Origin of the sequence: Dokdonia genika (assembly GCF_042652845.1) — a bacterium.
In the GTDB taxonomy this organism is placed as follows: Bacteria; Bacteroidota; Bacteroidia; order Flavobacteriales; family Flavobacteriaceae; genus Dokdonia; species Dokdonia donghaensis.
Map to the genome: position 1 here is coordinate 34,412 of NZ_JBHSHB010000022.1, position 12,980 is coordinate 47,391.

Annotated in this window: 12 protein-coding genes; 5 read left to right on the top strand and 7 right to left on the bottom strand. The window is 37.8% G+C overall.

Annotation, left to right across the window (positions count from 1 at the left end; translation table 11 throughout):
- Positions 1 to 423 precede the first annotated feature (423 nt).
- The 5 genes from ACFO5T_RS11020 to ACFO5T_RS11040 all read left to right on the top strand — a co-directional run bounded on the left by ACFO5T_RS11020 (position 424) and on the right by ACFO5T_RS11040 (position 4,513).
- Positions 424 to 1,467 carry a porin gene (locus tag ACFO5T_RS11020; RefSeq protein WP_380034363.1) on the top strand — a complete coding sequence of 348 codons (1,044 nt, stop codon included), beginning with the start codon at positions 424 to 426 and terminating at the stop codon, positions 1,465 to 1,467.
- 14 nt (positions 1,468 to 1,481) lie between these two features.
- Positions 1,482 to 1,820 carry a P-II family nitrogen regulator gene (locus ACFO5T_RS11025; protein WP_035328150.1) on the top strand — a complete coding sequence of 113 codons (339 nt, stop codon included), beginning with the start codon at positions 1,482 to 1,484 and terminating at the stop codon, positions 1,818 to 1,820.
- Positions 1,821 to 1,845: 25 nt separating this feature from the next.
- Complete coding sequence (locus ACFO5T_RS11030; protein ID WP_380034365.1) at positions 1,846 to 3,081, top strand: ammonium transporter; 1,236 nt, start codon at positions 1,846 to 1,848, stop codon at positions 3,079 to 3,081.
- Between the two features lie 126 nt (positions 3,082 to 3,207).
- Entirely contained in the window at positions 3,208 to 3,666 is a 459-nt protein-coding gene (locus ACFO5T_RS11035) for a low molecular weight protein-tyrosine-phosphatase (RefSeq protein WP_380034367.1), read from the top strand.
- Positions 3,667 to 3,787: 121 nt separating this feature from the next.
- Positions 3,788 to 4,513 carry an SAM-dependent methyltransferase gene (locus ACFO5T_RS11040; protein WP_380034369.1) on the top strand — a complete coding sequence of 242 codons (726 nt, stop codon included), beginning with the start codon at positions 3,788 to 3,790 and terminating at the stop codon, positions 4,511 to 4,513.
- 1 nt (position 4,514) lies between these two features.
- Here ACFO5T_RS11040 and ACFO5T_RS11045 read toward each other — a convergent pair whose 3' ends face one another.
- The 7 genes from ACFO5T_RS11045 to ACFO5T_RS11075 form a co-directional block, all read right to left on the bottom strand.
- Positions 4,515 to 4,757, bottom strand: a complete 243-nt coding sequence (locus tag ACFO5T_RS11045) for a DUF3820 family protein (RefSeq protein ID WP_380034371.1) — start codon at positions 4,755 to 4,757, stop codon at positions 4,515 to 4,517.
- On the bottom strand, positions 4,757 to 6,391 hold the full coding sequence (locus ACFO5T_RS11050) for an amidohydrolase (RefSeq protein ID WP_380034373.1): 1,635 nt from the start codon (positions 6,389 to 6,391) through the stop codon (positions 4,757 to 4,759). Before ACFO5T_RS11050 ends, ACFO5T_RS11045 begins: the two co-directional genes overlap by 1 nt.
- Positions 6,392 to 6,439: 48 nt before the next feature.
- A complete protein-coding gene (locus tag ACFO5T_RS11055) occupies positions 6,440 to 6,994 on the bottom strand; it encodes a hypothetical protein (protein ID WP_380034375.1) in 555 nt (184 codons plus the stop codon).
- 57 nt (positions 6,995 to 7,051) lie between these two features.
- Positions 7,052 to 7,492, bottom strand: a complete 441-nt coding sequence (locus ACFO5T_RS11060) for a hypothetical protein (protein ID WP_380034377.1) — start codon at positions 7,490 to 7,492, stop codon at positions 7,052 to 7,054.
- An 11-nt stretch (positions 7,493 to 7,503) separates the two neighbouring features.
- The gene (locus ACFO5T_RS11065) at positions 7,504 to 7,974 is read right to left on the bottom strand and encodes a hypothetical protein (protein WP_380034379.1); all 471 of its coding nucleotides are present in this window, start codon (positions 7,972 to 7,974) and stop codon (positions 7,504 to 7,506) included.
- A 67-nt stretch (positions 7,975 to 8,041) separates the two neighbouring features.
- The gene (locus ACFO5T_RS11070; RefSeq protein WP_380034381.1) at positions 8,042 to 9,820 is read right to left on the bottom strand and encodes a TonB-dependent receptor; all 1,779 of its coding nucleotides are present in this window, start codon (positions 9,818 to 9,820) and stop codon (positions 8,042 to 8,044) included.
- 64 nt (positions 9,821 to 9,884) lie between these two features.
- Positions 9,885 to 12,905 carry a tetratricopeptide repeat protein gene (locus ACFO5T_RS11075; protein WP_380034383.1) on the bottom strand — a complete coding sequence of 1,007 codons (3,021 nt, stop codon included), beginning with the start codon at positions 12,903 to 12,905 and terminating at the stop codon, positions 9,885 to 9,887.
- Between the last annotated feature and the right edge of the window lie 75 nt (positions 12,906 to 12,980).

Below are 12,980 nucleotides of genomic sequence, written 5' to 3' on the forward strand. Positions count from 1 at the left end.
GTAAAACCCTTTGTATTTATGCTCAAGATAAAAGTACTTATTGAAGTCTCAAAAAGTCACAATGATAATTGCGAGTATCACAATTTGCCCCCTTTAGAATTTTTAATTACACATTTTTTGTCTTGAAAAAATGCGAAATCTCAATCCTTAATATTTGTTAAAATTGCCGAAAACGTTATCGCTATTTCATTATTATTCTAAAAAATATGAATTATCATCAATTAAAAACGCTTTTTACTAGAAAAACACCAAATTAAATCAAGTAGAAAATTCAATAAAATCATATATTATTTAAGATACCCCTAATTTTTAGGGGGTCAATTTGAAATTATCATAAAAATTTACACTTAACCCCCAAAAAATAATATGTTAATATTTTTTTAAGATACTTTTAACGCCAAATCAACTGAAAATAATATTTTTATGAAATCTATTTGCACACTTTTACTACTAACCATAAGCACAACATTTATGTTTGCTCAAGAAGAAACAGAAGACAAGAAAAAGTTTACCGTAGAAGGTAGTGTCGATGTCTATTTTAGACAAAATATTTCTGGACCCAATGGTGAAGATGCTATCGCTCCAAACACATCTTTTGCAAACCGAAATGGATTTGCAATAGGTATGGCAAATGTGATAGGCGCTTTTGAAAGTGAAAACGGAAAAGTAGGTGCCGTGGCAGATCTTGTCTTTGGACCACGTGGTGAGGAGGCTGTTTTCCTCTCTGGACCTTCGTCTAACATTGTAAATCAACTTTATGTATACTGGAACGTATCAGAAAAAGTAAAACTTACACTAGGTAACTTTAATACCTTTCTAGGTTATGAGGTGATCTCACCTATAGCAAACTTTAACTACTCTACCTCGTATATGTTTTCTTACGGTCCTTTTTCTCACACAGGTATTAAGGCAGACTTCACCCTCTCTGAAGATTTTAGTGCGATGCTTGCAGTACTTAACCAGACAGACGCTACAGAGTTTAACTTTGATAACAACTACACACTAGGAGCTCAATTAGGATATAAGAGTACGTACTTAAACTTTTTATACGGTAAGCAAGGTGGTAACTCAGAAAGTACTTTTCAAGTAGACCTTACTACTGGTTATGACTTATCTGACGACTTTTTCTTAGGACTTAACGCAACTTATAATGATACAGATGGTGCTTCTTTTTATGGCGTAGCACTATACCCACAGTTCAAAACTTCTGACGCATTCACCTTAGGTTTACGTGGTGAGTACTTTGCAGAAGGTGAAGGTGGTGCTGGAGCAATAGGAGGTTATGACCTAGAAGGTGATGCCTCTGTAGTGGCAGTAACACTTACAGGTAGCTACAGCGTAGGAGATCTTACTATAAAACCAGAATTCCGTCTAGATAGCGCTAGTGAAGACACATTTTTAGACACAGATCAAGACCCTAGCAATTCTTTATCATCTTTTGTAATTGCTGGAATATATAAATTTTAATAAACCTATTAGATATGAAAAAAATAGAAGCAATCATCCGAAAGTCAAAATTCTCGGCAGTAAAAAGAGCTCTGCACGATGTAGGAGTCAACTTTTTCTCGTACTGGGATGTTACCGGTCTAGGTAACGAGAAAAAAGGATCTGTATACCGCGGTGTAAGTTATAGCACAAGTGACATACAACGTCGCTATCTAAGCATTGTTGTTAATGATGACTTTGAAGAGATTACAATAAAAACTATCATAGAAGCGGCGCGCTCTGGAGAAGTAGGTGATGGAAAAATTTTTGTTTCAGATATCAAAGACTGCTACCGAATAAGAACAGGAGAAAAGGGTAGTCAAACTTTAAAATAATAACACACAATAGCATAACACAACTATGGAAATTTTAACTGTAAATAATGTATGGATGATGATCTGTACAGGGCTTGTTTTTTTTATGCACCTAGGTTTCTCTTTTTTAGAGATAGGCTTAACAAGACAAAAAAATACTATCAATATTTTATTTAAAAATATATTTATTATCACAGTAGGGCTACTACTTTATTACTTAGTAGGCTTTAACCTAATGTACCCAGGAGAGTTTAATGGCTTTTTAGGATTTGCTGGATTTGCTCTTGACGCACCTCTCACAACAGAAGGTGCACTAGACCTCACATATAATGAAGGTTACACATACTGGACAGATTTTCTCTTTCAAGGTATGTTTGCGGCAACAGCAGCAACGATAGTATCTGGAGCAGTAGCAGAGCGTATTAAAATAGGACCTTTTATGGTTTTTGTATTATTATACGTAGGCATAGTCTACCCTATAGCAGGATCTTGGAAATGGGGAGGTGGCTTTTTACAAACACTAGAAACACCTTTTTATGACTTTGCAGGATCCACACTAGTACACTCTGTAGGAGGCTGGGCAGCTCTTGTTGCCGTATATTTATTAGGCTCTAGAATTGGTAAGTTTGATGAAAACGGAAAACCTCAAGCTATTCCGGGTCATAATGTTCCTCTAGCAACTGCAGGTGTACTTATATTATGGTTAGGTTGGTTTGGGTTTAACGGAGGATCAGTACTCTCTGCAGACCCCTCACTTACTTCGCTTACCCTAGTTACCACATCCCTTGCTGCTGCAGCTGGCGGGGTGGTTGCTTTTCTTGTTTCTACATTAATGTATAAAAATTATGATCTTACAATGTTCTTAAATGGCATACTAGGAGGTCTTGTAGGTATAACAGCTGGGGCAGATGTGATGAGCCCTACAGACGCCATTCTTATAGGCGGTATTGCTGGAGCGATAATCGTTTTTGGTGTAGCATTGGTTGACAAGTTAAGACTAGATGACCCTGTAGGAGCAATTGCCGTTCACCTTATTTGTGGTATATGGGGTACACTTGCAGTAGGCATTTTTGGAAGTCTTGCAAGCGGTGCCCAGTTTGTAAGTCAGTTAATAGGCGTGGGAGCTTATGCTGTATTTTGTATTATTACTTCCTTCATTATTATATTTACCTTAAAGAAAACTGTTGGAATCAGAGTTTCAGAACAAGAGGAGGTTGAGGGATTAGATCCTCACGAACACGGGATGAGTGCTTATCCAGATTTTCGTCTTAACGAGCACTAATCTAAATGATTTTGCTCCCAAGTATTCTAAAAGCTCTGGCCATATGGTCGGAGCTTTTTTTAAAACAGGGTACGCTTTCGCGAAAGCGTATTTAAAATAATTATCTTTCGGCTCAAAATTTTACAGATGTCAAAAACAAATATCCTTATGGTGTGCCTAGGTAATATATGTAGGTCTCCCCTAGCCGAAGGTATCTTACGTAACAAACTAGATAGCGAGCAATTTATAATAGACTCTGCCGGCACTGGTGACTGGCACGTAGGTAATGCTCCAGATGCTAGAAGCATAAAAGTTGCTAGAGATAATGGTATAGACATCTCACAGTTAAAAGGAAGGCAAATAGCAAAAAGCGATTTTAAAAAATTTGACCATATCTATGTGATGGATCAAAACAACCTAGAAGATGTACTAGCGCTTGTCAGTACAGATGAGGAACGCCGAAAGGTTATAATGATTTTGGATACCGTTTTTCCCGGTGAGAAGGTAGATGTTCCAGATCCTTATAATGGTATGCAAGAAGATTTTGAAAGAGTTTATGAGATGCTAGACCAAGCCTGTGAAGAGATTGCAGGACAGCTGCAGTAATAAATCTTCTTTGTGAGCAGCAATAGAATATGCGCTTAAGGTTGTGCATCTAGGTAAAGCTATTTATATTGCGTCTATTACGATCAGCTCCCCAACCATATGACTGACCGTAGACTTATCTATGAGCACATTTACAACTACCGGAAAATTATATCTCATACCTACTACTCTAGGCGATACAAACGCTCTAGAGGTGATGCCTATCTCAGTAAAGAAAGTGGTAGAACTTATAGATACGTATATAGTAGAAAATGAAAAAACGGCACGCCGTTCTATAAAGGCTATCTCGCCTAGCAAGTCACAGCCGTCACTCACGCTATTTCAGCTCAATAAATACACAGACGTATCTGAGATACCTTCATACCTAGAGCCTTGTTTACAAGGTGAGTCTGTAGGTTTACTCTCTGAGGCTGGCGTTCCTGGGGTTGCAGATCCCGGTGCAGAAGTGGTGAAAATAGCCCATCAAAAAGGAATACAAGTTATACCTCTAGTAGGGCCGTCTTCTATACTTATGGCAATGATGAGTAGTGGTATGAATGGACAAAACTTTGCCTTTAACGGCTACCTTCCCATTGATCAAAAAGAGCGCAAACAAGAGCTTAAAAGACTAGAACGTCTCTCATTTGAGCACAACCAGACGCAACTTTTTATAGAGACACCGTATCGTAATAATAAAATGCTAGAAGATATTTGTGCTACAGTACACCCAGATACACAAGTTTGTATAGCCTGTGATATCACCTTACCTACAGAGTATATTATCACAAAAAGTGCTTCTTTCTGGAAATCTAATGCGCCAGATCTACATAAGAGACCTGCTATTTTTATAATACACAAAGGGTTTTAAGCTAGCTCAAGTTAATAGGCTTAGGGAAACCGCGCTGTATTTTACGCACCATAGGCTCTAGTCCATTAATTTTTATTTCCATCATTTCTTGTAACAACCTACCTATCTTACCTTCTGGAAAGCCTTGTTGCCTAAACCATACGTAATACGACTCAGGCAGGTCTACCAGGTATTTACCCTTATATTTCCCAAAAGGCATTCTGTAATGAGCAAGCTCAATGAGGTGATCTTGTTGTGACTTCATTATAGCTTGTTGTAAACGTTCTCGCCGTTTACGTATGTTGCACCCACTTCAAGATTAGGTATTGCATCTTCATCTATGGTCATAATATCTTGATCCATAATGATAAAGTCTGCAAACTTACCTGACTCGATACTTCCTTTTTCTGCTTCCTCAAAGTTTGAATATGCTGCCCATATAGTCATTCCTTTTAAGGTTTCTTCTCTAGACAATGCATTTTCCATCTGGTAACCTCCTTCTGGATATTGTTTTAAATCTTTACGAGCCACTGCTGCATAAAATGTGTAGAAAGGTGACACCTGCTCTACCGGAAAATCTGTTCCTAAAATAACAAGCCCAGATTGTTTAAGTAGGTCTTTATAAGCATAAGCACCTTTTATACGCTCTGCTCCTACTCTATCTTCTGCCCAGTACATATCACTTGTGGCGTGTGTAGGCTGTACAGAAGGTAAAATTTTATCACTAAAAACGTCAAAATCTTCTGTAGACACTACTTGAGCGTGCTCTACCTTCCAGCGAGGATCTTTTTTTGAAGTAAGAACCTTATCATATGCTCGCAGTACAACCACGTTTGCACTATCACCTATGGCGTGCGTGTTCATCTGGAAGTCTGCAGCAGCTATGCGCTCTGCAAGTTCATTAATTTCATCTACTGGTGTTACCATAGCCCCAAAGTGACCTTTTTTATCACTATATGACTCTCGCATCGCAGCACCTCTAGATCCTAAAGCACCATCACCATACACCTTTACAGAACGCACATTAAGACGATCTGTTTTAATCTTACCAGAGCTTAAGTAGTGATCTAGGTTTTCTTTATTGTTAGACAACATCGCGTAGATGCGCATTTTTAAGTCTCCCTGCTGTTGCAAGCTGTCTATAAGCTCTACTATATCTTTATTAAGACCCGCGTCATTTACCGTAGTAAGCCCGTAAGAAAAACAAAGTTCTTGCGCCTCTAGTAATACTTGAGCGTTTTCGGCAACGCTGGCTTGTGGCATTACGGCATCTACAAGCGTTTGTGGGTTATCTATAAGTACTCCAGTCACTTTACCATCTACCAGCACAATCTCTCCACCACTTACCTTTGTGGTGTTATCTATTTTTGCGAGATCAAGCGCCTTCTGGTTTACAAGATATGCGTGACCATCTACACGCTCTAGTACCACTGGTGTATCTGGAAAAAGAGCATCTAGCTTATCTTTAGTAGGAAATTCTTTTACCGCCCAGTCGTTTTGATCCCAACCTCTTCCTCTTATTACGGTTGCTTCTGGATTTGCTTTAGCAAAAGCGGTTACCTTTTCTATAACCTCATCATAACTTTCCGTACCTACGAGGTCTGCAATTTGCAAGTTTTGACCTAGCCCATAAAAGTGACAGTGCCCGTCTATAAGGCCTGGTAAAACGGTTTTACCTGTAGCGTCTATAGTTTCGGTGGCTTGATATTGTGCTATTATATCTGCTGTGCTTCCTACGGCGATAAATTTTCCATCTTTTACGGCAAAGGATTCCGCTTTCGCGAAAGCGTCATTAACCGTATACACATTTGCATTTGTGACAATAAGGTCTGCCTCTTGCTTATTATCACAAGAAATAAAAAGACTAAGAACTGATAAGGAAAATAAAAGTTTACGCATCAAAATATGGTTTAAAGCATAAAAATACGAAAGAGAAGTTATAAGTGATTACCTAAGAATATTAATTTGTAAATCTACTTGAGCATCTTGAGGAAACCTATAATTAGGGTGTAGTTGCACATCTATATGATAGGTGATACCATATAAGGCAAGCACGGCATCTACCTTATCTTTTTTACGTTTTGCCTCTCGAGATTTTAGTGCGTACATATTGTACATCCCTATTGCTTGTGATAAAATCTTAAGAGCAATTCCAAAAATTACAAATGGTATTAAGTATATTCTTAAACTATAAGCGTTTGATGAATGAAATGAATTATTAAGATCATTTATGTAAACTATAGAATAAGCAGCCAAACAAGTGACTCCCACACCTAGCAAGCCAAATATTATGGTATAGCTGTAGTTCCACCATTTATCTTTTATAGCGTGCTCATAAATAACGTTTACTTCCCTAAGTTGATTCTTAAATTTTGTAGAAAACAGCTTTTTTGAGCAGGTACGATTAAAGGCTGGTTTTCGCTTTGTAAGATTGCAAATAGAACCTTCTTTTAGGTTTTTACGCTGGTGGTTACAGAGCTCGCAGTGCCAAGTGTTATTCAAAAGAAAAAAGGTTTTGCACTAATGTACAAAACCTCTTTTTTTTAGTTTCGATTTTTTCTAAAAATCTATGCGTAACCTCAACTCTGGTGATTGTGTTACAGTGAGGTCTCCACCTGTAGCATTAAAATTACTTATGCTATAATCTGGGCAACACCCTGAAGAATTTTGTGTTTGTACTGTTGCATTTATTGTCACATCAAAAACACCTTCTTGAACGATGGTAGCCACCTCTGGAAAAACATATATGACAAGCTCTCCATCTTGAAAAACGTAACCTTGGTTATATGAAAGCGCTAAGTTATTTTGTACGGTAACAGCAAAGCCCTCTGGAGCCTCTCCATCTGTATCTGTGTATAATTGCTCCCCAGTTTCAGCATCAAAAAAGGTTATTACCATCGCTGGGCCTGGCGCACAGAGTACGTTTGTACAATCTAAATCATCTGAGTCGCAAGTAACTAGTGACAAACTCAATATGACAAGAACAAGTAGCTTTTTCATACCTAAGTGTTTTATAAGAATATTTTATATATGAGATCTCCATCGCTATCATCTACGCTAGTCACATTTGTAAATGATACGTCTGTATAGTTATTTACATTACAACATTCTCCCTCTATAAATGTTACATCAAATGATAAGGTAGTCTCAAAGCCATCTGGCACGGCTATACGAAGCATCACATTGTTGCGACTTTCAAAAAAAGTATTAAGCGCTATTTGTGCAGTTTCAAACTCTTGAGAGGTACCTGTAAAGAATACAAAATCCTCATTGGTTTCTAGATCTGTTATAACTACATCTTCAAGATTATAAGTGCCGTTAAAAAACACATCTTCTTCTGTTTCACCATCTAAAAATTGTAATAGTAAATTACCAGAGGCACAATCTACAAGACTACAATCTGAAAGACTAGCAGAATCTAAATCAGAACTGCAAGAAACAGTAGCTATAAACAAGGCAACAACGCCTAACATTCTTTTCATTATATAGGGTTTACATAAAGGATGCAGGTACTACAGAAAGGTTGCTTTGTGATAGGTGTTATTTTTACTAAAAATCAAACTTATAAGTAGCACCTACCATACCTTGAAGCCCTTGCACTTCATAATTAAGCCATTTCTGGTAGTTACTATCCAGTATGTTATTAACTCTGGCAAAGGCAGATAGACGATTATTAAAGCGATAACCCACGTGCGCATTTACATCAAAATAGCTCTCTAATGTTTCTATAGAACTAGGCGTTAATATATCTACAGGGTCTTGACTAAATACAAGATCTTGACGCTCTCCTGTAAAAAATAAGTTCACTCCAGCAAACCATTGCTCTGTAATTTGATAATCTGCAAATAATGACGCTTGTAGATCTGGAAGGTTCCAAGCCTCTGTTTGTGTATCTGTGGTATATGAGTTAAACTGCCCGTTGAGCTTCATTTTAAAATTTGCATTTACATCAAAATTAAGCTCTGCAAAAACACCTAATGTATTAACATCATCATAGACGATACCAAAGGAGTTTCCGTTCTCATAGCCATTTTGTCCAAAGTTGTTACCACTCTGCGAGTAAGGGTTATGCTGGTATAGCGCCTTACCACTCTCAGATGCGTAGCTAGCACGTAAGTTATAGCTGAGGGCTTCAGAGAGTTTTCCTTTCATACCTAAAAATCCATCATACTGCTTATTTGTAGGAGCTACTATAAGTGTAGGTGATATAAAAGGGTTTTCTTGAGCAAAGTCGTGGTAGTTATTCTGTATAAGACCTCCTTCAAGTCCCCCATAAGCAATAAAGTAATCGCCCGCTACTCTATAAGATGCAGCGATTTTTGGGTAAATAAAGAAGTCTGTCTCACTATTTTCTGTATCAAGAGATACAATACCTTCTACCCCTAGCTTTACCTCTAAGTCATCTCTTAGAATTACTAGACTTGGGTTAATACCTGCGTTTAAAAAGCTATAGTTAATCTCTGTCCCTGTTGAACCAAAGCTATTTGCAAAAGAACCACTCAGGTAATCTACAGACAGTTTTGTTGTAATTAACTCACCAGCGATAGGAAACTCAACCGTAGGTGCTACCACAGCCCTAAGCTCTGTACTCTCTAGGTCATCTCCAAAATAACGCACCATTCCCGTAGCCTCCTTAAAGAAAGAATCTTTAAGACTTATAGAACCATTAAGACCAGCTGTGAGATATGAATGTGTTACATCAAAATCTTCTGTAAACAAAGGACTATCTGCTGGGCCTTGCAATTCCTTAAGTTCCTCCGGTATACCATACCAGTTATACACTTGATGCTTTGCATCTAGATCTGCGCGCCAAGTAAGATCACGCTCTCTTGCTCCATAATTGAGATTGAGACGACTATCATAAAAGAAATCGTCTACCACAGTACCATCTATACCTCCTTGTGAAGAGTTATGATTTAAAAATACTCCAAAATCTTCTGTACGGCTTATTTGAAAATTGCTGTAAAACTCTGCTAGTACAGATGTAAAACTCCCAAAACCTAAGGTTGCATAGTTATCATACAACTTTTCTTTTTTTGCTTTTTTTACAACAGCCGCCTTACCTTTTGCTGGTGTAAACGTACTCGCTACAGGTACAGAAAAGATACTGTAAGTCACTTTTTTCTTTGCTGTAGTAATAGAGTCGTTAAGCTGCGGCGTAGCTTTTACCTTAAAAGCGTCGCGTATGGTAGGCGTGTATGCCTTTACCACATTTACCACTTCTGTACCGATAGTAGACTCTTCTTCTTGAGCATAACTTACTTGCACAGCTAGAAGTGCTATCACAGCAACTATAAGTTTATATGATGTATGAAATGAACTATTCATAAAATGTGTTTTATTTTTTACGTTGTTAGACTAACGTGTTTAAATATATATTGTACTAATACTATTATCCTTTCTCTACAGAAGCGTTTGTTTTTGCCTCTGCCTCTTTTATAATAGCAAGTTGCGTTTGTGCTTCTTCTACCGTTTCAGTATAATCTGCAAAGTTTGTGATTACACTCTCAAGTATATAAGTAGCTTGATAAGCATCACCTAGCGCATAAAAGTTTTTTGCCATAAGTACAAGACCTTTTGCACCATACTCTTTGTAACCACTATAATCTTTTGCTAGTTTTTGCACAGCAACGTTAGACGCTTCATAGCTTGTTGCTTTATTTTTAAAATAAGCATCATAATACAAAGCCTCTGCCGCTAGAGAACCTGTTGCAATTTTTTGCACCTCTCCATAGGCTGTTTTTGCTCTTACCTCATCTCCAGTTTTTATAGAAGAACGTGCAATAATAATTTGAGCATCACTTTTTACTGTGTTGTCTATTTTTGAGTTTGTTAGCACTTTTGTAGCATAGGTTACCGCTTGATTATAATCATCTCCCTCATAGTATGATTTCATAAGGTTAGATTGTGCAAAAATGATGTTTTGCGGGAAGTCTGCTTCTGTTTCTAGTCTTTGTAATACTGGGATGGCTTCTACATAATTTTCGGCAGTAAGGTATACTTGTCCCAGTCTTGCCAGTGCCTGCTCTGTAAACTCACTACGCTCTTTATCTATTACAAACTTATAGTGTGGTATGGTTTGTTGGTATTCCGCTTTCGCGAAAGCGATCTGACCCACATAAAAATGAGCTTGTAACGCGTGCTGACCATTAGGATAATTAGTAAGGTACTCCTCAAAGAGTCGTGATGCCTGGTTTATATTATTTTCTACATACTGCTTCTCTGCAGAGGCATATGCAGCATCATCTAGTTCTGCATCTTCAACATCTATAAAATCTAGCGTGCTCACCCACTGGCCGTACTCATCTACACGACCTAGGTCTATATAAATAAGCTTTGCAGTAGTCACTGCTTGTAGTGCTTCTGGCGTACCAGGATAATCTGCCGCAACACCACGTAGTATGCGAAGGGCCTCATCTGAGTTGTTGTTATTATCAAGAATAAGTGCTTTTTTGAGCAGTGCTTTTGACACGTATGAGCTACCCGGTAGATCCCTTACAAGCTTGTCATAAGCCTCAATGGCCTGGTCATTATTATTTTGTGAGACATACATATTACCTAGCTCATATAAAGCGTCATCACGATAGGTAGATCTCGGGAACTTAGTCGCAAAACTTTTAAGACCCGCTATCTTGTCACTATTCTTTTTTATAAAACCGTAGCTCATAGACTTTTGAAAAGTCGCATAATCTTGATCTGTCTCATTAAGAGCAATTGCACTATTATATGCCTCTAGCGCTGGCCAGTACTTACTGCTTATAAAGCGACTATCTCCCAGACGAAGAAAGGCGTCGTTAAGTCGTGTTCTATCTTGTACATTTCCTTTTGTATAATTTTCAAAATAGCTAGCTGCTTGCTCGTAATTTTTATCAGAAAAATATGCGTAGGCTAGGTTGTAGTTTATATCACCATATTCTGGAGTACTGGCAGCATTACTACTTCCTAAAAACTGTTTGTACCCTATGATGGCTTCCTTAAAATCATTTGCAATATAATCGCTCTCTGCTTTCCAGTAGGTTGCTCTTGTAACGTATAATGGATCTTGTGGTTCTTTAAGCGACTTTGTAAAGGCTGCGCTAGCCTCTGGAAATTTTCCTTCGTTATATAAATCAAGCCCATATAAGAAGGCTACCTTCTGGTAAGCTTTCTTATTATCAAAGCTGTTATTGCTCTCAAGCAATTGCATTGCCTCCTTATAGTTTTTTGAGGTTATGTAAGAATCTATAAGTAATGACTCTAGCTCGCTTTTTGCCGGAGATTTTGGATACGCCTCCATATAATCTGCTATAACAGTAGGTGTAGGCTTATATGCATTACCTATCTCATAGCTAAGCTTTGCATAATTGAGACCACTATCTTCTTTTATAGTCTCATTATAGTCCATCTCACTTGCATTTTTAAATGCGTTAAGTGCCTCTTGTTTTTTATCAAGCTTTATGTACGATTGTGCAAGGTGATAGTAAGCATTTTGTGCAACGCTGTTATTACCGTCTATGATTTTATTAAACTCATTTACGGCACTTGCATAATCTCCTTGTTTATAATAAGCATATCCTAGCTGGTAGTAATCTGTATTATTCCACTTACCGCGTTTACCTTTATACTCTTTAAGATATGGTAATGCCTCGCTGTATTTATTCTGGTTAAAGTAACTCTCACCTATTATTTTGTTAAGCTCAGATTTCTCTTTTGGGTTTGCATTTGCGAGCTGAGATTTACCTTCTGAGATGGCTTGATCAAATTTTCCTAGTTTAAAATTAAGGTCTGCTTTAAAATAGGCAAGGTCTTCATTATATGCACCACCACTCTCTGCTTCTACCTCATCAAAAAGTTCATTTGCCTGCTCATAGTCATCTCCTTCATATGCCATAAAACCGATATAATACTTAGCCTGTCCCCCGTATTTTTGAGAATCGCGCACACGATTTAAGTATTTTTTTGCTTCGTCAAAACGCTTACTCTTAAAATAAGCATACCCATTATTAAAGTAAAAAGTCTCCTTCTCTCCCTCTGTGAGCGTTGCCTCATCTACACGATCATACCATTTACGTGCATAAGCAAACTTGCCATTTTCAAAATAATACTGTGCTACGTCTAGAAAAGCACTATTGCGTTTTGTACTTGTAGGGTACTCTGTCACAAAAGCCAGCATCAAGTTATCTGCTCCTTGCTGGTTGAGTCTCACAGCGGCATTTGCAATATAATAAGCACAGTCACCTTGTACTGTTGTATCATCAGTTTTTGCTTTTACCTCTTCAAAAAGTGTTTGAGATGCAAGGTACTGCTTGCTATTGTATAACGACAGTGCCTTATTAAACTGAGCGAGGTCATTTGTATAAATTGCAGATTGTTGCCCTACCGCAATACTGGTGTATAAAAATAATGCAACAAGTACATACTTGATTTTATGCATAGTTATGAGTTGTTTTATTGATGTTATGTGGGAAGAATTACGCTTTCGCGAAAGAGTAAAAACGCCCTTTTCTAG

What these genes read in the sequence shown, in the direction of transcription:
- ACFO5T_RS11020 (WP_380034363.1), top strand. Translation starts at nt 424, where the DNA reads ATGAAATCTATTTGCACACTTTTACTACTAACCATAAGCACAACATTT.
- ACFO5T_RS11025 (WP_035328150.1), top strand. Translation starts at nt 1,482, where the DNA reads ATGAAAAAAATAGAAGCAATCATCCGAAAGTCAAAATTCTCGGCAGTA.
- ACFO5T_RS11030 (WP_380034365.1), top strand. Translation starts at nt 1,846, where the DNA reads ATGGAAATTTTAACTGTAAATAATGTATGGATGATGATCTGTACAGGG.
- ACFO5T_RS11035 (WP_380034367.1), top strand. Translation starts at nt 3,208, where the DNA reads ATGTCAAAAACAAATATCCTTATGGTGTGCCTAGGTAATATATGTAGG.
- ACFO5T_RS11040 (WP_380034369.1), top strand. Translation starts at nt 3,788, where the DNA reads ATGAGCACATTTACAACTACCGGAAAATTATATCTCATACCTACTACT.
- ACFO5T_RS11045 (WP_380034371.1), bottom strand. Translation starts at nt 4,757, where the DNA reads ATGAAGTCACAACAAGATCACCTCATTGAGCTTGCTCATTACAGAATG.
- ACFO5T_RS11050 (WP_380034373.1), bottom strand. Translation starts at nt 6,391, where the DNA reads ATGCGTAAACTTTTATTTTCCTTATCAGTTCTTAGTCTTTTTATTTCT.
- ACFO5T_RS11060 (WP_380034377.1), bottom strand. Translation starts at nt 7,492, where the DNA reads ATGAAAAAGCTACTTGTTCTTGTCATATTGAGTTTGTCACTAGTTACT.
- ACFO5T_RS11065 (WP_380034379.1), bottom strand. Translation starts at nt 7,974, where the DNA reads ATGAAAAGAATGTTAGGCGTTGTTGCCTTGTTTATAGCTACTGTTTCT.
- ACFO5T_RS11070 (WP_380034381.1), bottom strand. Translation starts at nt 9,820, where the DNA reads ATGAATAGTTCATTTCATACATCATATAAACTTATAGTTGCTGTGATA.
- ACFO5T_RS11075 (WP_380034383.1), bottom strand. Translation starts at nt 12,905, where the DNA reads ATGCATAAAATCAAGTATGTACTTGTTGCATTATTTTTATACACCAGT.